Source organism: Caulifigura coniformis, from assembly GCF_007745175.1.
Taxonomy (GTDB): domain Bacteria; phylum Planctomycetota; class Planctomycetia; order Planctomycetales; family Planctomycetaceae; genus Caulifigura; species Caulifigura coniformis.
Window position 1 is genome coordinate 4894232 of the sequence record NZ_CP036271.1, and the last position, 22087, is coordinate 4916318.

Here is a 22087-nt window from a genome sequence, read left to right on the forward strand (position 1 = left end):
TCTTGTTCCCGCCAATTTTGAGCGTCCCGCCTGGCCCGGTGGGACGCTCTTTTTTTGGCCCACGGCTTTCGGCTGCCGCATTTCAGAGTCGAGTCGGTTTGACGTTGGCCGTTCTATTCGAGGGCGATTGGCGGGGCGGCGTGACGGATGTAGAGCGCTCCGCTGTAGACGACGGTCAGAGCCGTGACCGCGATTCCGAGCCAGAGGATCCCCCTGGCCACTTGTGGACGACGGAGGAAAATCACCTGCGTCGACAGGACGATGAACACGCAGATGCCGACCTTGAAGTAGAGGAGACCGCGGATGCCCCAACCGCTGAGGAACCAGTTGGCGACGGCGTTCGACTCTCCGAATCGCGGACCGTGTTCGCGCGGATAGATCATCCAGTACGTCATCAAAAAATCGAGGAAACTGACGAGCAGGAACAGCGATGTCTCGTGCTCCATGGGGCGGTGCGACGTCAGCAGCCGGTAGATCGACCGGACCGGATTCTTCCTCGGGGGTGAATCACTCATGTCGTTCATTATGGACGCCTCCAATCCGTCGCGACACCAGGTCGTGCTCACCGACTCCACCGCAAACCGTCCCGATTTCGTCCAAGCATTTGCGTTCTTCGGACGAATGACTGACAAAGCTGTTTTGGTCGTGTCGTAACCGGACGTTGTCCGCGTCTCACGACCTTGCCTTTGCCTGAACTACGTCAGCCGCGACGCGGCGTGCGAACGAAAATGTCTTCCAACTCGTCCGTCGCCAACGCCGTGGCCCGCCTATGCCGCGCCCTGCAGGCGTTCGAAGCATCATCGAAGGCCCTGCAGCTGCAGCCTCTCTCCGGCCGGGAATGGTACGAAGTCCTCACGCGGAAGCTGCGTCCGCAGCTGGGCGACGAGTCGTTTCTGATTGCGGCGGTCGTCGGCGGGACGAACATCGGGAAGAGCGTGGTGTTCAACCACGTGGCCGGGTTTCGGGCCAGTGCGACGTCGCCATTGGCGTCTGGCACGCGTCATCCGACCTGTCTGGCGCCGGCCGGCTTCGGAGAGCGACACGACCTTGGCGAACTGTTCGCCGGTTTTGAGGTGACGCCGTGGGAGCGGGCCGAGGACGCCCTGCGCGATGATGCCGTCCATCGGCTTTTCTGGCGCGAATCGCCGGAGATGCGATCGAATCTCCTGGTCCTGGATACGCCGGACATCGACAGCGATGCGCGGGTGAACTGGGACCGGGCCGACCATGTCCGGCAGTGTGCGGATGTGCTGATCGCTGTTTTGACGCAGCAGAAATACAACGATGCGGCCGTCAAGGAGTTCTTCCGGAAGGCCGCGGCCGAGGACAAGGCGATCATTGTTGTCCTGAACCAGCTCCTGATGCCGGAGGACGAGGCGTACTGGCCGCTGTGGGTGGAGACCTTCTGCCGCGAAACGGGCGTCCATCCGGAAGCCGTCTACCTGGCGCCAAACGACAGACGGGCAGCGGAGGCGAACGCGTTGCCGTTCTACGTGCGGGAGTGGCCTGCCGGCCCGGTTGAGGCCTCTGCTGTCACGACCGATCCGCGCAGTCTGCTCGAGGATCTCTCGGAGACGCGGTTTGAAGAGGTGAAATGGCGGGCTCTGCGTGGCAGCGTGCGGCAGGTGGTCGACCGCGTGGACGGTGTGCCGGGTTATCTCACGGAGGCGCGACGCCGATGCGAGGAATTCCGCGGTGCGGGAGAACTGCTTTCCGCGAACAAGCTCGCTGAGATCCGGGAGTGGCCGGTGGTCCCGGCGGCTGCCGTGATCGGGGAGCTTCGCCGCTGGTGGCGCGAGCAGCGCGAGGGCTGGTCGAGAAAAGTTCATGGCTTCTACAACGCGGTGGGGAACAGCATCGCCTGGCCTGTCCGGAAGCTGAAAGACGTCCTCCAGGGCCCTGCCGTTCCGATGCTCAATCACTACCGGGAGCGGGAATGGGGGGCGATCCTGACGGCGGTCGAGTCGGTCTACGACCGGCTGACCGTTCTGGCAGAACTGGGCAACCCGCTCCTTCAGCCCCGGCTGCAGTCGATGCTCGCGGGCGCGTCCCGCGTCGACCTGATCGCGAAGATTCGCGAGGCCCATCAGTCGATCGATTTCGAGGCCGAACTGCGGACGCTCGTCGATTCGGAACTGAAAAGTTTTCGTACGGACAGCCCCACTGCTTACGAAGCCGTGCGCAGGCTCGATGCGGTGGCCGCGGCCGCACGGCCGGCGACGAGCGTCATCCTGTTCGTCACGGGATTCGGTCCAGTGGGGCATGCGATCACGCCCGTGTTCGCCGACGCGGCGGTTCAGGGGGTGATGCACTTTGCCGGCGATGTGGCCGGCGGGACGGTCGCAGCCGCGGTTGGAGAGACAGTGCTCAGTGCGGGGGCCGGAACGGGCGCGGGCTATTTTGAAGCACGCTTCCGGCAGCTGGAGAACGCCTTCACCCAGCGGCGTGCGGCGTGGCTGGCGTCGCTGCTGCAGCAGCAGTTACTCGGAACGTTGCCGCAGGATCTCCAGATGGCCGCGCGTGTCACCGGAAGCCAGGAGTTCCGGGAACTGGAGTCCGCAGTCGCCGAACTGAGTGCGGCGGAGAGCACGTCGCGGAGAGCTTCACAGTGACCGATGGTCGCGTGAGGGACGGTGCGTCTGACGAGTGACCCGTCGCGTCCTGAAACCCGCGGGCGTTCAGGACACGACGCCAGGAACTCACTTTTTCTTGTCCTGCTTCGGCTTCTTGTTCTTCTTGTCGTTCTGTTGCCGGTTGTCGCCCTTCCCCATGGTCGTCTCCTGTTTGAGTGCGAGTCGCGCTCATCGCGACTCCAAACGTGAGCGTATGCGGCCTCAGGGATCGCGGCAATGCCGATTGCAGGCAGCGATGGGCGCGGTTCGCGGCGGACCGAACGGCCGTCGCGTTGCGGTGTTTCTGTCGCGGTTCAGACGCTGGCCGTCTCCCGTTTCCGGCCTTCGATGACGCTGACCTCGGCGGCCGTCGGCACGATCCGGACGAGTTCGAAGCCAGCGGCCTCGAACAGCGCCTGGTACTCGGCGCTGGTGCGTTCCTTGCCGCCGGGGATCGTCAGCATTGTCAGGTCGAGCAGCTTTCCGAAAGAGGGATCGTTGCCGGGAGGAATCACTCCCTCCACCAGCAGCAGGCGGGCCGTTGAGCTCATGGCGCGGTGCACGTTTCTCAGAATCGCCAGCGACTTTTCATCGTCCCAGTCGTGGATGATGTGACGCATCAGGTAGGCATCGGCCCCGGGGGGCACGGACTCGAAGAAGCTGCCGCCGATCACCTCACACCGATCAGCGACGCCGGAGGCCTTGAGACTGTCCCTGGCCCGATCCACGACTCCGGGGAGGTCGTACAGTAAGCCGCGAAGAGAAGGATGCTTCTGCAGGACTGATGCGAGGAGACTGCCGTTTCCGCCTCCGATATCGGCCAGGACACGCATGCCGGAGAAATCGTAGACATCGGTCATGGCGGACGTTTCGCGGCCATGAACGCCAACCATCGCGGCGTCGAACACCTTCGCCTGCTCGACATTCTTCGACAGGAACTCGAAGACGGGCATTCCGTAGAGTCTGTCGAACGCGATCTTTCCGGTCTGGACGCTGTACAGCAGTTCGCCCCAGGCCTTGTAGTGCTCTTCACCGCTCATGATCGCCAGTGCCCGCTGCGAGCCGGGCAGATCGCTTCGCAGGCATTCGGCGAGCGGCGTGAGCCCGAACATCGACGAGGCGTCCTCGGCGAAAACGCCCATGCTGGCGAGGGCCCGCAGGAGCCGGTACAGCGAGGGGGCGTGGGTTCCGGTCGATCGAGCCAGGTCTTCCGCCGTGCGCGGCCCGGACACCACCAGGTCGGCGATCCCCAGCTTTGCGGCCACGTAGATTGCCTGGGTCGACCAGTAGCCGGTGATCATCCGGTTCATGAGGTCATTCGGCGACATCGTTTCCATCGAGCAATCCTGGGGCCATGAATTGGATCGTCGCGCAGACCTCGCGCGACGATTCAGACTTATGCCCAAGAGCGCCCGATCGGGCAAGGGGAAGTCTCACGGCTCCCCAGGACATCTTGGCCTGTCGCGTCTGGAGAGCCCGGGATCGTTCCACTCAGATCTGCGACGGGATGACCGGGCCGCCCCAGTCTGGGTCCTCGCGCTCGATGATGCCGTTGTAGAAAGTGTTTCCGCTGTAGTGGCCGTAGTGCGAATCGCCCTTCAGCGCTTCAATCATTTCGTTTTCGAGGCTCGTGGGGACCTTGTGGGTTCCCCGCGCCACGGCTGCCGCGATCTTTTCTCCCACTTCAAACTTCCGATCGTCGCCCGTCGCCGGGATTCCCGGAATCGCGTTGTAGAGCGTGTAGCCGAGTTCGCTCGCATAAATGCACTGGGCCGCGAATGCGATCGCCTCCGACCGTTTCCTGGTCAGCCAACTCGCCGCCCGCTCGTCCATGATGGCGTGCGTCAGCTCGTGCACGATGAGCGACCGCCGATCGACCGTCGCCGCCGTCGTGAATCCCAGGTTGAGCGTGTCCGATTCCCAGTCGTATCGACCGTCCGCCGCCAGCGAGCTGTTGTGTCGCACGCGGATGGAACGCTTCTCCACATATTTCTTCATTCGTCCGTAACTCGGGCCGTCGATATGGAAGGTGAACATCTCGAAGCGGATCCGGCTGAGCGTGCCGGTTTCCCCCAGGACCTTGAGGACCGATTCCCGAGCGACGTCATTGTCGTCGAGCGGAACAGGCGGCCCGGTCACGATGTCGTTCTTCGTGAAGATGTGCCCCCGCTGCGAGGAGCCGTCGGTCATCCGCACTGCGTCGCTGCTGCTGAAGGAGTAGTTCTTTCCGTCCTTCGACACAGTGCAGCCGACGAAATTCTGGAGGTACCAGTTGACCTCTTCCGGGTCGCGGGTCTGGAAATTGAACTCCACGAAATCCTTCGCATTGGCCCAGCCGTCGCGTGTGGCGACGCTTCCCCAGTTGTCGCCGTCCTTGACGTAGTAGAGATGCGAGCCACTGGGCCCGAAGTTTCCATTGTTGAACGGAATCAGCCTGGCCGGTGTTTTGACGAGCATGACAGCAACTCCGAAAGGCGACCGATGTCGCACAGGTCCCATCGAGTATTGAACCCCACAGAAGAGGATTCGCACGAAGGGGCCCGGTTCTGCGCGTGCCGCCCCACGAATTTCCACGAAACGTGGCGGGAGGGACGCTTGAACTGTCGAGAAGCTGACGATTCGGAGTGATGCCCGTCGGAATGCGGCCCTTTCAGGGCGTTCACGACTCCGAACTGCAACAGGCGAAAGCAGAACTTTGCCTGACGCGTTCTTCTCCTGCAGTCAGAGCAGCTTCGTCACCAGTTCCCCGCGGACGTCGGTCAGCCGGAACTCGCGGCCGCGGAACCGGTAGGTCAGACGGGTGTGGTCGAGGCCGAACAGGTGCAGCATGGTGGCGTGCAGGTCGTGCACGTGGATCGGATCCTCCGCGACGTTCCAGCCCAGTTCGTCCGAAGCCCCGATGATCTGCCCGCCGCGCACGCCTCCGCCGGCCAGCCAGACCGTAAACGCGTTGGGATGATGATCGCGGCCGGTCACCTTCTTGAAACCGGGGCGGTTTTCACCGAGTGGCGTCCGTCCGAACTCCGAGCCCCAGACGACGAGTGTTTCGTCGAGCAGGCCGCGGGCCTTGAGATCCTTCAGCAGCGCGGCGATCGGCTGATCGACCATACCGGAGTTGTGGCGCAGCTCTGGGTCGAGGTTGCTGTGGTGGTCCCACGAGGAATGGATGATGTTGACGACCCGCACGCCCCGCTCGATCAATCGCCGGGCGAGCAGGCACTGCCGGGAAAAAGTCCGGTACAGGCCGATGCCACCTCGGTTGGACTGGATCGGGGGCTCCTTCCGGTCGACGCCGTACATGTCGAGCGTCTCGCGCGTCTCTCCCGAAAGGTCGACCAGTTCGGGAGCGGCCGTCTGCATGCGGAACGCGAGCTCGTAGGCGTTGATCCGGCTCGCGATTTCCCCGTCTCCCGCTTCGGCGAGGCGCATGCGGTTCAGGTCGTTCACCGCATTGATCGAGGAACGCTGGAGCGCGGAGTTCACGCCGGGCGGGTTGTCGAGATTCAGGACGGTTTCGCCGGGGGCGTTGCCGAACATGACCCCTGAATAGGTGGAGGGAAGGAATCCGCTCGACCAGCTGGCCGAACCTCCCGGCACGCCCCGTCCCGTCATCACGAGGGAGACAAACGCGGGGAGGTTCTGCGACTCGCTCCCCAATCCATAACTGAGCCAGGACCCGACGCTCGGATGACCTGCCAGCGCCGAGCCGCAGTTCATGAGCAACTGGGCCGGCACATGATTGAACTGATCGGTGTGCATCGACCGGATGAAAGCGATGTCGTCGACACACGTCGCCAGATTGGGGAGCAGGTCGGACAGATCCATCCCGCAATCGCCGTACTTCTGGAAGGGGCGCGGCGAGCCCATGATCCGCGCCGTCTCCTTCTGCAGAAATGCAAACTGCATCTTCTCGGCGAGGCTGTCCGGGAGTGGCTCCCCATCGAGCCGGTTCAGAGTCGGCTTGGGATCGAACAGATCCATCTGGCTGGGCCCGCCCTCCAGATAGATATAGATGCAACTCTTCGCGCGCGGTGCGAAATGTGGCGTGCGCACCCCCAATGGATCGGAGGCATCGTTGGCCTCGGCGACGGCCTGTGAGGAGAACCCCTGCGCTTCGAGCAGCTGGGCCAGCGCGAACGTTCCTGCTCCTCCGAGGCAGTGCTGGAGGAACTGGCGACGTGCGGGACGGAGTGCGTCGAATGGAGAGCTCATGCCGTCATTCCCGCGTAATGAATTCATCGAGGTTCATGAGCGTTCGCGCCATGAGGATGCGCGTAGCCAGTTCCCGGGCTTCAGTTTCCGGCAGCGCCCGGGCGATCAGCGTTGCGAGTTCGGCCGCAGGCAATCGCGAGATGAGTTCGGAATGCTCGCGATGCAGCTCCACGAGGCGGTCGAGCTCTCGATGTTCCGGCGCGCGAGAGAGAGCCTGCTGAAACGCGGCCGCAATCCAGACGCGTGCGTCGCTGCTTTCTTCGCGGGTCAGCCGTTCGCCAAAGTGCCGGGCGCATTCGAGGAACACGGGATCGTTGAGGAGGGTGAGCGCCTGGAGGGGAGAATTCGATCGCTCGCGCACACTGCATGAGGCGGTGGTGTCTGGGGCGTCAAACTGGGTGAGCATGGGGTAGGGGGTCGCGCGCCGGAGGAGGACGTACATCCCCCGCCGGTATCTGTCGGAACCGCCGCTGACTTCCCATTCGCGATTACGGCTGATGGCGGTCACGCGGGCGTGCAGCGCGGGCCGGATGCTGGGCCCACCCACTTTCGGTTCGAGCAGACCACTGACGCTGAGCGCCAGGTCGCGGACGATTTCCGCCTCGACCCGAAGTCGCGACTGCCTCGCCAGCCAGACATTGAGGGGATCCCGCGCCTCGACCTCCGGGCGACTCGTGGAGCGTTGACGATACGTTGCTGAAGTGACGATCAGCCGGATCAGCTCCTTACGGCTCCAGCCGAGCCGGCGAAACTCCGATGCCAGCCAGTCGAGCAGTTCCGGATGGCTTGGCGGCTCTCCCGAGATTCCGAAGTTGTCGGACGGGTGAACGAGGCCGCGACCAAAGAGGTGCTTCCAGACATGGTTGACCGCCACGCGGGCCGTCAGCGGGTTTGAGTCGTCGACGATCCAGCGGGCGAGGTCGAGCCGGTCGGGGGCATCGCCGCGCGTCTTCAGCGGATTGAGGAACTGCGGCGTCCCGGGTGTGACGATGTCCCCGGGGCTTCGGAAGTCGCCCCGCATGTGGACATGGGTTTCGCGGGCCTTGGCGGCGACAGCGATCGTCGAGGCCTTGAATTCCTGGACAATCGGCTTACGGGCGGCGATCGCTTCAAACTCCGACAGCGACAGGCGCTGCGCTTCATCGAGGTCTTCCAGCATCGAAGCCAGTCGCGACTCTTCATCGTCGTCTCTCCTGGCGGCCGATTTCGACAGGAGCTTGATCAGGGAATCGAGTTCCTTTTTCGACAGGCCTGGCGCCACTTTTCGAACGGCGGCCTCCGCCTGATCGCGTTCGACGGTCCACTGTTTCAAGGCCGCCTTCTGCCGCGACTGATCGGGCGAAGGAATGGAAACATCCCGGTCGTCTGCGTTATTGAAGAACGCATAGAGCCCGTAAAACTCGTGGTGGGTGATGGGGTCGTACTTGTGGGTGTGGCATTGGGCACAGCCAACGGTCAGCCCCAGCCAGACATTCCCGACGGTGCTCACGCGATCGACCGCCTGATTGACGCGGTCCTCTTCGCGATCGGCCCCGGCCTCGGTGTTCTTCATCGAATTCCGATGAAACCCGGTGGCGATCTGTTGTTCGAGAGTGGCATCGGGCAGGAGATCGCCGGCGATCTGCTCGATCGTGAACTGGTCGAAGGGCAGGTCGCGATTGATCGCCTCGATGACCCAGTCGCGATACCGGAACGCATTGGGGCGCAGGTCGTCTCCGAGGTAGCCATCGCTGTCGGCATAGCGGGCGAGATCGAGCCAGTGCCGCCCCCAGCGTTCCCCGAAGTGCGGTGACGACAGAAGCCGTTCGACAAGTTGCTCGTAGGCATCGTTGCGGCTGTCGGAGAGAAACGCAGCGACATCGGCGGCAGTGGGGGGCAGGCCGGTGAGGTCGAGCGACAGGCGGCGAATCAGGGTGGTGCGGTCCGCTTCGGTCTCCGGGGCGAGGTTCTCCCGGTCCAGAGCGGCGAGGACAAAGTGGTCGATTTCGTTCCTGGCCGCCTTCGGGTTTGCGAGGGCCGGCGTTTCAGGCCGGGTGAGCGGCAGGTAGGCCCAGTGTCCCGCGTACTCGGCCCCCGAATCGACCCAGCGTCGCAGGAGATCAATCTGCTCGGGCGTGAGTCGCCTTCCGGTTTCGGGGGGCGGCATGAGCTCGGAATCGTCCGCCACGAGCCTGCGGATCAGTTCGCTCGATTCGGCGTGACCGGGATGGATGGCGGCCTGCCCGCTTTCGAGCCTGCCGATGGCATCAGGCCGGCGATCGAGCCGGAGGCCTGCTTCCCGGCTGGCAGCGTCCGGGCCGTGGCAGGTGAAGCAGTTCTGGGCCAGGATCGGCCGGATGTCTCGCTGAAAGTCGACAGGCCATTTTCCATTGCGCTCCGCGCCAGCGGCCGGGGCCGGCACGAGGTGGCTCGTGGCCAGAAACGCGATGGTGAGGAAGGCCGAAAGCCGGGGCATTTCTGACAAAGACTCCACGTTCTCCGGGGACCTGTTCGTGCTGATCTCCCGTCGGAATTCGTACCGGACCGCGGGAGTTTACCGGAGCGTCCGACGTTCTTGGGCGACGTTCCGGAAATCGCTGCGAAATGCTTGAGTGACCCGGTAAATTCGGGACTTGGCCGACGAAACGGTTCGTAAGCTCCTGCGAGAGCGCCAGCCCTGGCCTGGATTGCAGGCCGGGCGTTTGCCGGTGACAGTGGATCACGACGATTGGCGAGACGGCGCGCTGAGTGTCGCGTTCGTCGTTGCCCGGAAGACCGCAGGAATGTCCCGTGCCCGCTCCCTTCTCTCGTCCGCGATCGAAAGCCCAGGACGTGGAGCCTGATGGCGTCTCGCGGTTGAAAGTCTATGAGCAATTGATCGCCGAGAATCGGCGTCCGCTGCTGCACTACATCTATTCCCTCGTGCTGAATGAAGCTGACGCGGAGGACCTTGTGCAGCGCACCAGCCTCGTCATGTGGAAAAAGTTCGACGAATTCGACCAGTCACGCAGTTTCCTGGCGTGGGCCAACGGCATCGCCTTTCTCGAAGTCCAGAATTTCCGGAGGACGGCCGCGGCCGGACGCCTGCGATTCAGCAACGAAGTCGTGCAGGGGATTGCCGACCGTTACAGCGAAAAACTGCAGTCCGAGGAAAAGAACCGCACGGCTGCGCTCAAGGCCTGCCTCGAGCAGGTCTCCGAGCGTGATCGTCAGCTGGTCCAGGCCGTCTATTGGGACGGGACCGAATATGAAGTCGCCGCCCGCGCCTGCGGGATGGCGCTTCAGACTGCCTATAACCGAATGCGGATCCTCCGCGTCAAACTCCTCGAGTGCGTCAATCGTCGCGTCCAGACCGAGTCCGTCAATGAATAGTCACCCCTCCCCGACCTCCGCTGAACGCGACGAGTTCGACCGGCTGCTGGCCGCTGTCCTCGACGGGTCGATCACGCCCGCCCAGCACGAACGGCTCGACGGTCTGCTGCTGCGATCTGTGTCGCTGCGCGATCGGTATCTCGAACTGACGGGTCTGCACATCGACCTGCTCGAAATGGGCCGGCCTCACGTGGGGCATTCCCTGCCTGCAGCGCCCGTGCAGACCCGATGGCCCAAACGCAGCGTGTCGTCCCTCGCCGCCCTGGGCCTCCTGGGTGCGGTTGGGGTGATGTGGTTCAATGGCGGTCGCCACGACGTGAAGTCCCGGCCAGCGGATGGCGGACGTGAGGTGGCCGCTGCGGAGGCGAAGGCCGTCGTGATCGATGAGGCGGCCAGCGCCCGCATCTACGGACAGGCTTTTTCTCCAGCCCCCGGCCAGTCGCTGGCCTATGGCGAGGAACTGATCCTCAAGCAAGGGCTGCTGGCGGTCACGTTTCCATCAGGCGCCCGGGCGGTGCTCGAATCTCCCTGTATCTTTTCAGCGACAGGGCCCGAGACTCTCCTGCTGCGTGCCGGTCGTTGCTCGGTGCATGCCCCTCCCGGTGCGGAAGGTTTCCGGGTCGAGACGCCATCAGCGTTGATCGTCGATCTCGGGACCCGTTTCGCCGTCGATGTCGAAATGGGGGGCGAGACGACGTTGAAAGTGGTCGAAGGGGCGGCCTCGCTGGAATCGCGTGGCACGAAGGAATCCCAGCCTCGCCTTCTGAAACAGGGGGACGCGGCGTATGTCGACCACGATGCGCGGCAGCTCGCAGCGCCTCCTGAGGGGATCGACGTCAACTTCGTCGATCGGCTGCCCGATCGCGTCGTCCGCTACGACGCTACGACTGGCCCTGGCGGACACGCGGAAGAACTGCTGACCGTTACGGTGCAGCGCGCGGGAAAAGTCGAGACTTATGGTCGCGACGACCTGATCCGCAGCCGGCTGTCCAATTTCGCCGGCATCGAGAAGAGTTCGGTGCTGTGCGTCCTGCTGGGAGCCAGTGATCCGCTTGGTGAAAAACGCCTCGAACTATTGAACGACTGGAGCCTCGTGACGGGCGTGGTGAATCCGGCCCGCCGGGGAGTGATTCCCGAACTGAACGGCAGCGAGGGAATCGAGGTGACGTTCGACGAGCCCGTCACCAATGGGCCAGGCCCTGACATCGTCCTGTTCGACCTGCACCTGCTGGTCCACGGCGAGTCGGGCGATCCGGTATGGATCACGCCCGTGGAGCCCCCGCCGGGCGTCGAGCCGCTGAGGATCACGGCATTCGATCTCGATCTCACCTGTCCGCAGGCTCTCGAACTGTGCGACTACCAGGTCTATGACGCGACGGCGCCGATCCGGTCCATGCAGGAACTTCAGGAGGCGACGTTGAAGTCGCGAATCCCGCGGTGCATGCGGGCGAAGTGTCTCGCGACCGCGATCGACCTTTCGGCCATGGGTTACCAGCCTGGGGCCCGCGTGACGCGTCTGCTGCTGCAGCACGATGCGACCGACGTTTCGGCGATCGACCCGGTGCTGATCGTCGGCCTGCCGGCGGTGGGGGAATAGGCCAGGGGCCTCCCCGACTGCGGTCAGGCGGTCAGTCGTGCAGCACGAACTTGTAGTCGTTCGCCCCTTCGGCCACCGTGAACTTCTCGGGGCTCGTCGTCTGCGACCAGTAAGCCTTCGGGACCTGCTTCCAGGCTTCCGGGGCGTTCTTTTCCGTGACGACGTTCACCGTATCGGGAATCTCGCCCGGGGGGACGACGTTGACCGTGTATTCGCCGACGAGCACATCCGGGGCGTCCCGCATGGCGACCTGGAATTCTCCGTCCGCATCGGTCACGCCCGACGCAATGATGCCTGTCTGCTTGTGGACCAGCACGATCGCTGATCCCTGAGGGATCGGGCGGTCCTTGTAGGTGGCCGTGCCGGAGACAGTGCCTGACGGTCCGGGCAGGGTGCTCTTCTGGCACCCTGCGATCAGGATCGCCAGTCCGACAACCAACCGCATTCGACGTGAGCGATCTGAAGACATGCGATCATCCTTCGCGTGTAAAACCCTGCATGGAGAATTCCGGAGGTCCGGGACTACCTGGCCTCCGGCGTTTCTTGCAATGTTGCCCCGCGGCCGGTCGCGGACGTCATTCGCGTCTGCTTCTCCAGCCAGGCGCAACCCGGGGCGGCCAAACCTTCGTGCCCTCCTTCGAAGATCGTGACCCGTGCTGTGCCGGCGTGACGCCGCAGATGGAGCGCGCGGTCGTAGGTCGGGTCGACCTGCTGGTCCTCCTTTCGCGGGACTTCGAGACGGCTGTGTTCCTGAAGCTGGGTCATTTCGTCCTCGGAGACGGCGTCGGCGCCTCGGACTTTGGCGACAATGTTGAAGGCTCGCAGTGTGTGGGCGATGGGAACTGAGCCGGTCTTGCCGTCATGGACTCCGGCCGCCAGGTCCAGGGGAAGGTCGCCGGTGTTCTGGAGCCAGTGAATGGGCGACCGGTCGATGTATTCCGCCGTCACGGCCTTCGAGTCGCCCGGCAGTCCGCCGCAGCAGGCGACCACGTTTTCCGCATAGCGGCCCGGCTTGCCCCCTCGAGTGTGAAAGCGATGCCATTCCGCGAGGTCGCTGATTCCGACCCACGCGGAGACGCCCGAGAACCGTTCGGGATGACGGCTGGCCATCAACATCGCCATGTGGCCGCCCCCTGACGCGCCGGCCAGGTAGATGCGTGATGGATCGACCTTGTACTGGTCGCTGATCCAGTCGATGGCATCCAGCACATCCTGCCGTGCCAGCGGCGAGCCGCAGGCCTGCGGCCGAGTGTTGGCGCCGCGGAAATCGGGCTGCAGGTAGAGCCAGTTCCTGGTGCTCGCCTCTTTCCACCAGGGTGAGCAGTCCTGCTGGTAGGTGCTGCTCCACGAGTGGAGGAACACGAGCAGCGGCGTGGGCTTTTCTTTGGCGCCAGACGGGGCCCAGTAAAGGGCCGACTGCGGCTGGCCGTCCCTCGTACTTGGAATTGACGCCACAGTGAGTTCGGTGCGTGTTTCTTCCGCGGACACTGGTCCGCCAAGGAACGCGACCAGCAGGGCCAGTCCAGGCCCTGTTCGCATGACTGACATAATGACTCTCTGAGAGCGGATGCAGGACCGTTTCGACGCGAACGCCATCGGCGACGGGGCGTCTCCGACGGCGTTCGAGCGACCGCAGGGACGATCAGAATTCGCCCAGGACACCGCCGTCATCCCGGGTGGCCAACCGCCGGACGTTGACCATATCCAGGTTCTCGCTCAGAAAGCGAACCGAGCCATCCCCCAGCAAAACCTGCACGCCGCCGACATGCGCTGAGAAGATGCCATTGTTCACGCCGTCGTTGTTCCGGACACCGGTCAGCGCGGTGTTGGCGGAGTTCGGCGCGTAGCGGATCGTTGTCACATTGAACGTCCGGCCGGTGACGGGATAGGCCGTTTCGTTGATGCCGCAGAGAAAGCCGTGGTGATTGTTGATGGTTGTCGGGGCGCCGGTCGCCGTCTTTGCGAAATTCGACTGCTCGCCAACCATCATGACGTTCGATGTGCCATCAGTGATCTCCGCAATGCGGACCGCCTTCAGCGGGACGAGCGCTCCTCCGGCAGCCACGATGCCGGACTGGTAGCCAACCCATTCCCGTCCGGACGCGTTCACGAATCCATTGGCCGTGTCGCCGACCGCACCCGAGATTCCGGTGTATTGCGGACAGGTGATCGTGTGGACGTAACCTGAGCTGCGAACGCTCTGCAGTGGACTGGAGGGGCAGAGCATGACGGTGATCGGAAGTCCGTTCACGATCGGGCCGTTGACGACGAAACCGGTGAACTGGGGGTTCGAGTTCGACAGGCTGCCGGGATGGCTGCCTTCGACGGTGATCTGGTTCTTGAGATTGCCCAGATCGAGATACGGGAGAATCGAGACCCACCAGGTGACGCCGAATCCGGGGCTGGCGAGGGCCCCGCGGGAGAAATTGGTTCCGATGGGGAACGTACTGAAGGTGTCGAGATAGTTGTGCAGTGCCAGTCCGACCTGTTTGAGGTTGTTCTTGCACTGGGTTCGACGGGCCGCTTCGCGGGCCTGTTGAACGGCGGGCAGCAGCAGCGCGATCAGGATCGCGATGATGGCGATGACCACCAGGAGCTCAATCAGTGTAAATCCACGCCTCCCACGCGACGCGCTCGCATGCATTGTGACACCTTGAGGGCCGGAAGAAATCAGATCGATAACATCTCTCAAACGTTTCCCGAGCAACGCTGGCCTCGATGGACGGACTTGAAGTCGAGTCCACGGCGGCAAGCTCCCGCACAAACACATCGTTTGGATGGCGCAAGACCTACCTGAGAATCTCCCGGCCCGAAACAATCGGCTGAAATCTGTGCGGGGCCCGCTGTCAGGGAGTCGAGGGATCGAGGAGACGCTTGAGCGTCTGAAGGTCGGCGGCGACAGCCGCGCGATCTCTCTCGAAGTCATCGTCAGACATGCCGGGCTGACGGAAGAGCGTGAAGACGAATTCGCTGGCGTCCCCCCGCCGCAGGACGCGCATCGGATTGTGAACTGTGACGCCAGATTCCAGGGTCACATCGTGATCGAGGACGCCGAAGGAATTGTGTTCGGCAAACTTCACCCGCACGGCGCCGAACGGAGCATCGGCCAGCCAGGCATCGCCATCGGGACGGACCTCGGACTGCGCAAGCCCCGCCGCCCAGCGGGGCAGATTGCGCGCATCCCGAGCGAACTCATAAACCTCGTCGTGCCGGCGACGGATCGTGACACTGATGTGCAGGACGTCCGTCATCGGCGGAGCGGTCAGGAGGTGAATGGTTACCAGCCGACGTAGACCGGAGCGGCCGGCACGTAATAGGCCGGGGCCGGAGCGTAATAGCCCGGGGTGTAAAGGGTGGTGGCGGGCCGATACACAACAGGGGCCGGCGAATAGAGCACCGGGCGGATCGGGGCGGCGTAGACCGGGGCGACCAGCACGGGGCTCACGACGACCGGGCGGTAGACGACCCGGCGATGAAAGAAGAGGCCGGCGTCGGCCGAGTTGCAGGTCCCTGCGAGGAGGGCGGCGACCACTGCGATGCTGGAGGCTTTTCGTGTCATGGGTTCACTCTTCTGGAATTCTGGAACATCCCTGCTGTTGGGTGTGACAGGCGGCCCGGCCTCTCCCTCTGCGCCGTCGCCGCATCTTTCCCATTGTGATCGATTGTGCCCGGGTGTGCTATCGGGTGGCTGCTGGAACAGGGATGACGCTTCGATGGGGGCGTGTTTCCTGCCCGATTGCCCCCTTTCCCCATAGAGCGGGAGCGGATCGAAGAGTTGTGGTGAGTAGTGATGGGGCGTGCATCGGTTCCTCCAGCAATACGTGGAGGGATGCGCGCGATGCTCGGTGCCTGGCATTTCTGAAGTTGGGTGGGGTGGAGTTGTGATTCGGTTCCGGGGACGGCACTCTGGAGGTGGCTGGCCGGCTGTTCGAGATTGGGGCTTCCGGCGGCTGCCGTTGCGCGCGGCCCAACGGGAGCCGGTTTCAACTCCCCGGGGCGCGCCAGCAGGTCGAAGCGTTTTTCGTGAAGCAGCTTCGGCCTGCGGAGGCGAAATGATGTTGGCTCGCCGCCTGGCGCTCCGGACGCGAATGAGATTGTGATGCGCTCCCTCGGAATCGCATGTCATGAATGAATCCCGTTCCGATACACCGGCGCGTCCGCGGCGTTCGCGCAGGCGGCGGATGCTGACCGCCCTGGGCTGTACGCTCGCGCTATGGGGGATGCTGGCGTACCTGCTCCTGCCGGAGTGGTGGAGTTTTCATTTCCACCGCCATCCGTCACTCGATGACACTCCCGGAATCACGCAGACCGGGTCCGGCATTCCGGGCGACCCGATCAATGTGGCGCTCATTGGGGCTCGTGACGATGTCGACCGGTCGATGCGCGCGGCCGGCTGGCGGGCGGCTGATCCGCTCGGCCTGGAAAGCGATGCGCGAATCGCAGCCGATACCGTCCTCGACCGTCCGTACCAGACAGCGCCTGTCAGTTCGCTGTACCTCTATGGGAGGAAGGAAGACCTGGCGTTCGAGATGCCTGTCGGAGGCAATCCGCAGCATCGCCACCATGTGCGGTTCTGGAGGTCTCCGGTTGACGATCCGGATGGCCGGCCGATGTGGGTGGGCTCGGCCAGCTACGACAAGGGAATCGGTTTCAGCCACACAACCGGGCAGGTGACGCACCACATCGCTGAAGACATCGACACCGAACGGGACCATGTGATCGAGAGTCTCAAGGCGGCGCAGACTCTGTCCGAGACGTACATCGAAGCGGGGTTCCACAAGACGCTCTCCGGGAAGAACGGCGGGGGGGACCCGTGGAAGACCGATGGCGACCTGTGGGCCGGGGTTCTGAATGCGGACGGGGAGTAGGCGGACGAGAATGCAGCGGGCGGCGACGACGTCGACGCAACACCGACCGCGGCGGTGCGACGTTCACATGACGACGAGCGCTTCCCGTTTGCGGCGGATGAATCCGACGTGGTGCTCGAGATGGACGATCGCTTTCTGGAGCAGTTGCTCGAGCGTCTGCTCTCCCTGGCGGCTGTGAATTCCGATGCGACTCCATGCCGACTCCGGTTGGGCCTCAAGAATCCTGGCCATTTGCCGGCGCATGGCGCTCAGCAGTTCGACCTCCTCAGGGAGATCGCGGACGGGGCACGCCAGGCCAGCCACAAACGCGGCTGCGTCGGCATAAATCAGCGGAGGCCGTTCTTCGACAACAACCCGCTTCATGCGGTCGGTAAACAGGGCCTCGGAATCGGCCAGGTGGCAAACGACTTCGAGGATACTCCACGCGCCTGGCCCAGGGAGCGAGGTCCACTGATCCCGCGGCAGCCCGGCCACGGCGGCGCGGAGGGTTTCACCGCCAGCGAGATAGGCTTCGATGAGCGCGGTTCTGGACATGGAGGCTGATTGTCGAGAGGGACCTCGACCACGGCAACTGCCGCGGCCTGGCGAGTGGGCGGCTGGCCACTTATTTCGAGGCGCCGACTGTCTCGAGCCACTTACTGAGTTCGCTTGCGCCGGAGGGGGTGAGACACCAGGCATGGGCCGCGCAGCTGAGGATGACCGTCCCCCAGAACACGACGAGGAACGACACCTTACTCGATTTGTGACGCAGCAACCGCTGGGCCAGCAACGCTCCCGGCCAGCCCCCGATCAGCGCGAGCAGATGCAGCGTGCTCTCGGGAGTTCTCCATCGCCCGAGCCGGGCCGCGAGCTTGTCCTGGTAGTAGACCACGAACGCGGCGAGGCTTGCCGTCAGGTCGAGAACCAGGAGAGCGACGGGCAACCGACCAAGAAGCACGGCCGCCCCCACGATCACCAGAAAGAACGCCGGGAAGACTACCGGGCTCGGCCGACCGGCGGCCTCTTTGGAGATGGCTTTCTCTTCGAACGAAACGCTCACCGCGCGAGCGCGGCCCTGAGCGTCAGAGGTCGTTTCGAAATGAACGATGTCGCCTTCCGCCGGACGCCGATGCCGGTTGGCGAACGACTTGATATGCACGAACACGCGCGGGCCGCCGTCGCTGGGCGTGATGAATCCGAAGCCCTGTTCGTCCTTCCATTCCGTAATCGTCCCCTGCAGTCGCATCAGGTTCGTTCCGTCGTTTGGGGCGGACTTTTTCTTCCGCGGAGGTACATCGTTTTCCGCCCCATGCCGGAGGCCTTCCTGTATCGCAGTTCGAAGATTTCCTGTTTCGCCTTCACGAGATCGCTGAGTTTCTTGAATCCATAAAGCCGCGAATCGAAATCGGGCTGCAGCTTGTTGAGATAGTTTCCGAACGTCGAGAGGGATGCCCAGCCGGTGTCGTCGCCCGCCTGGTCGAGGGCGGCGCGCATGAAGGCCGTCGGGAAGTCGTCGTCTTTCGCTGGTGCTCCCGCAGGGGCTGTCGCCGGTTTGGTTCCGGCATCAGCGCCATTCGGTTTGGCGGGGCTTTCGTCGGTCCTGGGCTTCCGACGCGCGACCGACTTGAGGATCTCGGTCGTGATGAATTTGTGGCAGGCATTCCGGAACGCTTCGGGAGTCTTCTGCTCTCCGAAGCCGAAAACCAGCAGGCCTTCCTCGCGGATTCTCAGGGCCAGGCCGGTGAAATCGCTGTCGCTCGAGACGAGGCAGAAGCCATCGAACCGCCGCGTGTAAAGCAGGTCCATCGCATCGATGATCAGCATGCTGTCGGTTGCGTTCTTGCCGGTGGTGTAGGCGAACTGCTGGACTGGCCTGATCGCATATCGATTCAGAACCTTCTTCCACTGGGCGCTCGTGGGGGCGGTGAAGTCGCCGTAGATGCGTTTCACGGTCGCCTCGCCGTAGGCGGCGATCTCTGCGAGGAGCCCGTCGATGACACCCGCGTTCGCGTTGTCCGCATCAATGAGGACGGCCAGTTTGAGATGCTGGTCGTCCACTGCGTTTCCGGGGTTTGCCTGCAGCTTTGCCATTGTCCTGCCTCCTGAATTTCCGGTGGCCGATCAGTCAGTCCTGTCGCCGCGTCTGGAAGGCCCGTAGCCGGTCCTTCACTCCCGGGATGAGCCGCTCGGCGTTTTCGGAGTAGACCTTCCGCAGCACGTCGTCCGGGAGGCCGATTCCATAGATGTTCCAGAAGCCCTGTGGTGGAAACGCGGACGGGCTGTAGGGGAAGTATTCGTCCCACGTTTCGAGGAACCGGAAGTGCGGCTGCAGGTCGACCGGCCGGGCGACGTTGGTGTCGGTTCCGAAGAGGATCCGGTCGGCGTACTTCACAAAGAATTTCCGCGCGGTGTAGGGCTGGCGTCCGATTTCACCGAGCCGGGCGGAGATTTCGACGTTCATGTTGGGATGCTGGTCGAGCCAGGTTCCCAACTGCTCGAGATCCTGCGGGCTGTCGGCCATGTGGGCGCAGATGAAGGTCGTTTTCGGATGCCGCGCGAAGACGCGGTTGCGTGCCTCGAGCAGCGACGCGAGTGAGGGCATGCCGGGACCATCGAGCCGGTATTCCTGCTTGCGGTAGAGATGCTCCCAGCGCTCGTTGCGTTCGTCGAAGGGGAGAAAGAACGCGGCCGGGTCTCCACAGTGCCAGAGGATCGGCACGCCCAACTCGCCGGCCCGGTCCCAGAGGGGATCAAATCGCGGATCGTCGGGGCGAATCAACCGGCCCTCAGCGTCCTTCAGGCTGAGCCCGAGTTCCTTGGTCAGCTTGACCCCTGCGGCTCCCTGTCGGACGGCCTCGGTGAGCCGGTCCGCGAGGCGGACGCCGAAATCGGGCTTGTGGAGGTCCCAGGTCTTCGGATCGTCGCGCTGTCCGTCGCCCACGTGGTCCATGCGGACGAAGACAAGAAACCGTTCGGCATGGCGGCCGGTGAGCATCTGGAAATGCTCAGGGAACTTCGGGCCCATGCGACCATCGAGGCTGACCAGGAGGGCGATGTTGGCCGCGTCCATGATCTTCACCTGCTCATCAATCTCCGCGGCAGTCAACGGGCCGAGATGCGTATGGACGCTGACGACCGGAAACTTCGCCCGTTCGAGGCGCGTCTCCTGGACCTTGAGGACCGGGACTGGCCGAAACTCGTTCAGGAAGATTCGTCGCGGGGACGGCGAAGGCTCATCGGCCAGGCTCACCGCGCCGGACGTGATCGTGACCGCCATCGCCAGCAATGAGGCCACAGTCGCGCGGGGAACATGATCGGACGGGCGTTGGCGCATCGTGGCTCCGGGGAGGTGAGACGTCGCTTGGTGTCGCAGGCCGGTGAATCGGATTGGTGAATGCAAACAGGCCGTGAAGACGTTCCGACTGTTCGATTATTCCCGTGCAGGAGGCTGGCTGCGGGGCTCGGTGGCCAGGTGCTGCCGGTAGAGGCTCTCCACTTTCGCACGGGCCCAGGGAGTGCGCCTGAGGAAGTGCAGGCTCGAGGAGATGCTCGGATCGTGGGAGAAGCAGCGGATCGGAATGTCCGCGGCCAGCGTCTCCCAGCCATAAGCTTCGACAAGTTCAGTGACGATCGTTTTGAGGGTGATGCCCTCGAGCGGATCCGGCATGGAGCAATTTCAGAAAAGGTGGCGTCTCGCCAGCAGCGAAAGGTGTTGCGACAGTGATGAGCTTACACCGCGCTGTCCGGGCATCCAATCCGCGTGGCGGTCGATCGCCCGGACGTTCGGTCAGCCAGCAGGGGGCGTCTGGCTGCAGGCCTGGATTTCATAGCGCAGTTCGACCATCACGGTGGCTCAGTTCGCGACCTCGTAGCGCCCGCCTGAACCCTGACGTTTAGCAGACGCTTACTGTTCCTCGGCCGCATTCCTCAGCAGCAGATCGATCCGATCAACGATTCCTGCGGGGCGAATGATCCAGTTGCTGAAATCGATCGTCCCGCGGGCGTCGACCAGGACGACCCAGGGCGTCGCGCGGACGCCGAAGCGGGCCACATCGTCCGGCTGTCGGGCATCGCCCAGGTGCGCAACGGGGCAGGTTAGTCGTGCGGACTGAACCAGTTTGCGCGCCTGCGTTGGGGCGCTGCGGCGGAAGTCCCGCGTGGGGGTGTGGACGCCGATCACCTGGACGCGGTCGTCGCTGGCGTATTTGTCGGCCAGTTCCCTGAGCGCGGGCAGGCCGTGAGACACGGAGCCGGCGCAGTTGGTCTGGAAGAAGACCAGGCAGACGACCTTGCCACGGAGGCCTGTGAGTTCTGGCGGATTCTCTGATGGTTGCAGCCACTCGGAGACTGAGAGTTCGGGAGCCGGCTGATCCACAACCTGCGGCAGTGACAACGGGTGAATGGTCGTGCATTGCAGGGTGGGCGCTGGTGAGGTGTCGGCGCCTGCGTCCCTGAGAAACCGGATCGGGTCCCGAAATCCGTCGACGCTCGGGAGGTAGCCCGCCAGTCGTGCGCCGGAGAGGCCGGCCATCGTCCATAGCGGGGACGATGGCATCAGGTAGCTCTCACCATCGCGACGGAATTCGATCGCCTGGCCGGATTCGTTCACCAGCCGGATGTTCGGAACGGTTGGCGTGATGGAGACGCGTGATTCTTTCTCACCCGGTTCCTCGAGTCGCACGACCGATTCGGCGCCGTTCACGCTGAGCGTCATCAGCCGGTGTCCAGGTTCGATCCAGCGCCCTTCGTGCACCGCGAAATGGCAATGGGGCTTGTAACGCCCGTTGACGTTGCCGGCTTCCCGGCCAATCGTGCCAATCACCTGGCCCGCTGTGACGACGTCGCCGGCCCGGACCAGGCGGTCATCGCCGAGATGGCCGTAAAGGGTGAGGAAATAGTCGTCTTCGGCGGTGCGGTGCTCGATGATGATCAGGTTGCCATAGTCGACCGGTCCGGCAGGGACCTGCATTTTCAGATTGAACTCGGCATTGATCTGCTTGAGCCCGGGGGCCGACCGGCGGACGACGCCGTCGGCGATGGCGAAGACCGGGGCCCCGACGCGGAACCACCCGAGGTCGGCGCCGGTGTGCAGCAGCGATACTCCGTTGCGTTCCATCATTGCGACCGCATAGCCGCCATTTGGATGGGCACGTTCGCGTTTTCCCTTGTGGACGAACTCGGTGTTCACGGCGTCGTGGAATGCCGTCGCGATGGGCGGGGAGAAGCGATCGGCCGCGGGATAGTCGACGACGTAGCGAACTGGATAGTTTCCGAGGCTGGCGAGTGCTTTCTGGTCGGGTTTCGGTTTTGAGGGCTCAACGGCCGCCGTCGAAGCGGAAGAGGCATGGACCACGCAGAGCGTCAGCAGCAGCCGGAGGACGCTGCGTGGCGTCGGTCGCGACTGGATTGTCCGCATGACGAGGCCTCCGGGGGGAGCGACGGACGAGAGGGACCTGCAGCATGCCAGA

20 protein-coding genes are annotated in these 22087 nt (G+C 63.8%); 4 read left to right on the top strand and 16 right to left on the bottom strand.

Annotation, left to right across the window (positions count from 1 at the left end):
- Window positions 1-113 precede the first annotated feature (113 nt).
- The gene (locus Pan44_RS19655) at window positions 114-515 is read right to left on the bottom strand and encodes a DUF5658 family protein (protein ID WP_145032640.1); all 402 of its coding nucleotides are present in this window, start codon (window positions 513-515) and stop codon (window positions 114-116) included.
- A 213-nt stretch (window positions 516-728) separates the two neighbouring features.
- Here Pan44_RS19655 and Pan44_RS19660 point away from each other — a divergent pair, with 213 nt between their 5' ends.
- The gene (locus Pan44_RS19660) at window positions 729-2612 is read left to right on the top strand and encodes a GTPase (protein WP_145032643.1); all 1884 of its coding nucleotides are present in this window, start codon (window positions 729-731) and stop codon (window positions 2610-2612) included.
- Between the two features lie 314 nt (window positions 2613-2926).
- Here the strand turns inward: Pan44_RS19660 and Pan44_RS19665 are convergent, their stop codons facing one another.
- The 4 genes from Pan44_RS19665 to Pan44_RS19680 form a co-directional block, all read right to left on the bottom strand.
- The gene (locus Pan44_RS19665) at window positions 2927-3949 is read right to left on the bottom strand and encodes a methyltransferase (protein ID WP_145032646.1); all 1023 of its coding nucleotides are present in this window, start codon (window positions 3947-3949) and stop codon (window positions 2927-2929) included.
- A gap of 154 nt (window positions 3950-4103) precedes the next feature.
- The gene (locus tag Pan44_RS19670) at window positions 4104-5069 is read right to left on the bottom strand and encodes a hypothetical protein (RefSeq protein WP_145032649.1); all 966 of its coding nucleotides are present in this window, start codon (window positions 5067-5069) and stop codon (window positions 4104-4106) included.
- Between the two features lie 264 nt (window positions 5070-5333).
- The gene (locus tag Pan44_RS19675; RefSeq protein WP_145032653.1) at window positions 5334-6824 is read right to left on the bottom strand and encodes a DUF1501 domain-containing protein; all 1491 of its coding nucleotides are present in this window, start codon (window positions 6822-6824) and stop codon (window positions 5334-5336) included.
- 4 nt (window positions 6825-6828) lie between these two features.
- A complete protein-coding gene (locus tag Pan44_RS19680; protein WP_145032658.1) occupies window positions 6829-9279 on the bottom strand; it encodes a PSD1 and planctomycete cytochrome C domain-containing protein in 2451 nt (816 codons plus the stop codon).
- Window positions 9280-9593: 314 nt separating this feature from the next.
- On the opposite strand from Pan44_RS19680, the gene Pan44_RS19685 reads away from it, so the two are divergent.
- Window positions 9594-10175, top strand: coding sequence for a sigma-70 family RNA polymerase sigma factor (locus Pan44_RS19685; RefSeq protein WP_197453495.1), 582 nt, complete (start codon window positions 9594-9596; stop codon window positions 10173-10175).
- The gene (locus tag Pan44_RS19690; protein ID WP_197453496.1) at window positions 10168-11772 is read left to right on the top strand and encodes a FecR domain-containing protein; all 1605 of its coding nucleotides are present in this window, start codon (window positions 10168-10170) and stop codon (window positions 11770-11772) included. Before Pan44_RS19685 ends, Pan44_RS19690 begins: the two co-directional genes overlap by 8 nt.
- Window positions 11773-11803: 31 nt before the next feature.
- On the opposite strand, the gene Pan44_RS19695 is transcribed toward Pan44_RS19690, so the two are convergent.
- From Pan44_RS19695 to Pan44_RS19715, 5 genes are all read right to left on the bottom strand, one after another.
- Window positions 11804-12241, bottom strand: a complete 438-nt coding sequence (locus Pan44_RS19695) for a carboxypeptidase-like regulatory domain-containing protein (protein WP_145032667.1) — start codon at window positions 12239-12241, stop codon at window positions 11804-11806.
- Between the two features lie 53 nt (window positions 12242-12294).
- Window positions 12295-13320 carry an alpha/beta hydrolase family protein gene (locus tag Pan44_RS19700; RefSeq protein WP_197453497.1) on the bottom strand — a complete coding sequence of 342 codons (1026 nt, stop codon included), beginning with the start codon at window positions 13318-13320 and terminating at the stop codon, window positions 12295-12297.
- 94 nt (window positions 13321-13414) lie between these two features.
- The gene (locus Pan44_RS19705) at window positions 13415-14416 is read right to left on the bottom strand and encodes a DUF1559 domain-containing protein (protein WP_145032673.1); all 1002 of its coding nucleotides are present in this window, start codon (window positions 14414-14416) and stop codon (window positions 13415-13417) included.
- Between the two features lie 202 nt (window positions 14417-14618).
- Entirely contained in the window at window positions 14619-15023 is a 405-nt protein-coding gene (locus Pan44_RS19710) for an SRPBCC family protein (RefSeq protein ID WP_145032676.1), read from the bottom strand.
- A gap of 26 nt (window positions 15024-15049) precedes the next feature.
- A complete protein-coding gene (locus Pan44_RS19715) occupies window positions 15050-15331 on the bottom strand; it encodes a hypothetical protein (RefSeq protein WP_145032679.1) in 282 nt (93 codons plus the stop codon).
- Between the two features lie 622 nt (window positions 15332-15953).
- Between Pan44_RS19715 and Pan44_RS19720 the strand changes: the two genes are divergently transcribed.
- Entirely contained in the window at window positions 15954-16640 is a 687-nt protein-coding gene (locus tag Pan44_RS19720; protein ID WP_145032682.1) for an LssY C-terminal domain-containing protein, read from the top strand.
- A gap of 63 nt (window positions 16641-16703) precedes the next feature.
- Here Pan44_RS19720 and Pan44_RS19725 read toward each other — a convergent pair whose 3' ends face one another.
- The 6 genes from Pan44_RS19725 to Pan44_RS19750 form a co-directional block, all read right to left on the bottom strand.
- A complete protein-coding gene (locus Pan44_RS19725; protein ID WP_197453498.1) occupies window positions 16704-17174 on the bottom strand; it encodes a DinB family protein in 471 nt (156 codons plus the stop codon).
- Between the two features lie 70 nt (window positions 17175-17244).
- Window positions 17245-17865, bottom strand: coding sequence for a DUF1294 domain-containing protein (locus Pan44_RS19730; RefSeq protein ID WP_145032688.1), 621 nt, complete (start codon window positions 17863-17865; stop codon window positions 17245-17247).
- Window positions 17865-18710: an NYN domain-containing protein gene (locus tag Pan44_RS19735; RefSeq protein WP_145032692.1), complete on the bottom strand. Its 846-nt coding sequence runs from the start codon at window positions 18708-18710 to the stop codon at window positions 17865-17867. Before Pan44_RS19735 ends, Pan44_RS19730 begins: the two co-directional genes overlap by 1 nt.
- A gap of 34 nt (window positions 18711-18744) precedes the next feature.
- Complete coding sequence (locus Pan44_RS19740; RefSeq protein WP_145032695.1) at window positions 18745-19953, bottom strand: amidohydrolase family protein; 1209 nt, start codon at window positions 19951-19953, stop codon at window positions 18745-18747.
- 96 nt (window positions 19954-20049) lie between these two features.
- Window positions 20050-20286 (bottom strand): VF530 family protein, encoded by a 237-nt coding sequence (locus tag Pan44_RS19745; protein WP_145032698.1) that lies wholly within the window; start codon window positions 20284-20286, stop codon window positions 20050-20052.
- A gap of 237 nt (window positions 20287-20523) precedes the next feature.
- Window positions 20524-22035, bottom strand: coding sequence for a peptidoglycan DD-metalloendopeptidase family protein (locus Pan44_RS19750; RefSeq protein ID WP_145032701.1), 1512 nt, complete (start codon window positions 22033-22035; stop codon window positions 20524-20526).
- Window positions 22036-22087: the final 52 nt, after the last annotated feature.

What these genes read in the sequence shown, in the direction of transcription:
- Pan44_RS19695 (WP_145032667.1), bottom strand. Translation starts at nt 12,241, where the DNA reads ATGTCTTCAGATCGCTCACGTCGAATGCGGTTGGTTGTCGGACTGGCG.
- Pan44_RS19655 (WP_145032640.1), bottom strand. Translation starts at nt 515, where the DNA reads ATGAGTGATTCACCCCCGAGGAAGAATCCGGTCCGGTCGATCTACCGG.
- Pan44_RS19660 (WP_145032643.1), top strand. Translation starts at nt 729, where the DNA reads ATGTCTTCCAACTCGTCCGTCGCCAACGCCGTGGCCCGCCTATGCCGC.
- Pan44_RS19670 (WP_145032649.1), bottom strand. Translation starts at nt 5,069, where the DNA reads ATGCTCGTCAAAACACCGGCCAGGCTGATTCCGTTCAACAATGGAAAC.
- Pan44_RS19730 (WP_145032688.1), bottom strand. Translation starts at nt 17,865, where the DNA reads ATGCGACTGCAGGGGACGATTACGGAATGGAAGGACGAACAGGGCTTC.
- Pan44_RS19675 (WP_145032653.1), bottom strand. Translation starts at nt 6,824, where the DNA reads ATGAGCTCTCCATTCGACGCACTCCGTCCCGCACGTCGCCAGTTCCTC.
- Pan44_RS19690 (WP_197453496.1), top strand. Translation starts at nt 10,168, where the DNA reads ATGAATAGTCACCCCTCCCCGACCTCCGCTGAACGCGACGAGTTCGAC.
- Pan44_RS19750 (WP_145032701.1), bottom strand. Translation starts at nt 22,035, where the DNA reads ATGCGGACAATCCAGTCGCGACCGACGCCACGCAGCGTCCTCCGGCTG.
- Pan44_RS19705 (WP_145032673.1), bottom strand. Translation starts at nt 14,416, where the DNA reads ATGCATGCGAGCGCGTCGCGTGGGAGGCGTGGATTTACACTGATTGAG.
- Pan44_RS19710 (WP_145032676.1), bottom strand. Translation starts at nt 15,023, where the DNA reads ATGACGGACGTCCTGCACATCAGTGTCACGATCCGTCGCCGGCACGAC.
- Pan44_RS19720 (WP_145032682.1), top strand. Translation starts at nt 15,954, where the DNA reads ATGCTGACCGCCCTGGGCTGTACGCTCGCGCTATGGGGGATGCTGGCG.
- Pan44_RS19700 (WP_197453497.1), bottom strand. Translation starts at nt 13,320, where the DNA reads ATGTCAGTCATGCGAACAGGGCCTGGACTGGCCCTGCTGGTCGCGTTC.
- Pan44_RS19725 (WP_197453498.1), bottom strand. Translation starts at nt 17,174, where the DNA reads ATGTCCAGAACCGCGCTCATCGAAGCCTATCTCGCTGGCGGTGAAACC.
- Pan44_RS19715 (WP_145032679.1), bottom strand. Translation starts at nt 15,331, where the DNA reads ATGACACGAAAAGCCTCCAGCATCGCAGTGGTCGCCGCCCTCCTCGCA.
- Pan44_RS19680 (WP_145032658.1), bottom strand. Translation starts at nt 9,279, where the DNA reads ATGCCCCGGCTTTCGGCCTTCCTCACCATCGCGTTTCTGGCCACGAGC.
- Pan44_RS19735 (WP_145032692.1), bottom strand. Translation starts at nt 18,710, where the DNA reads ATGGCAAAGCTGCAGGCAAACCCCGGAAACGCAGTGGACGACCAGCAT.
- Pan44_RS19745 (WP_145032698.1), bottom strand. Translation starts at nt 20,286, where the DNA reads ATGCCGGATCCGCTCGAGGGCATCACCCTCAAAACGATCGTCACTGAA.
- Pan44_RS19740 (WP_145032695.1), bottom strand. Translation starts at nt 19,953, where the DNA reads ATGCGCCAACGCCCGTCCGATCATGTTCCCCGCGCGACTGTGGCCTCA.
- Pan44_RS19665 (WP_145032646.1), bottom strand. Translation starts at nt 3,949, where the DNA reads ATGGAAACGATGTCGCCGAATGACCTCATGAACCGGATGATCACCGGC.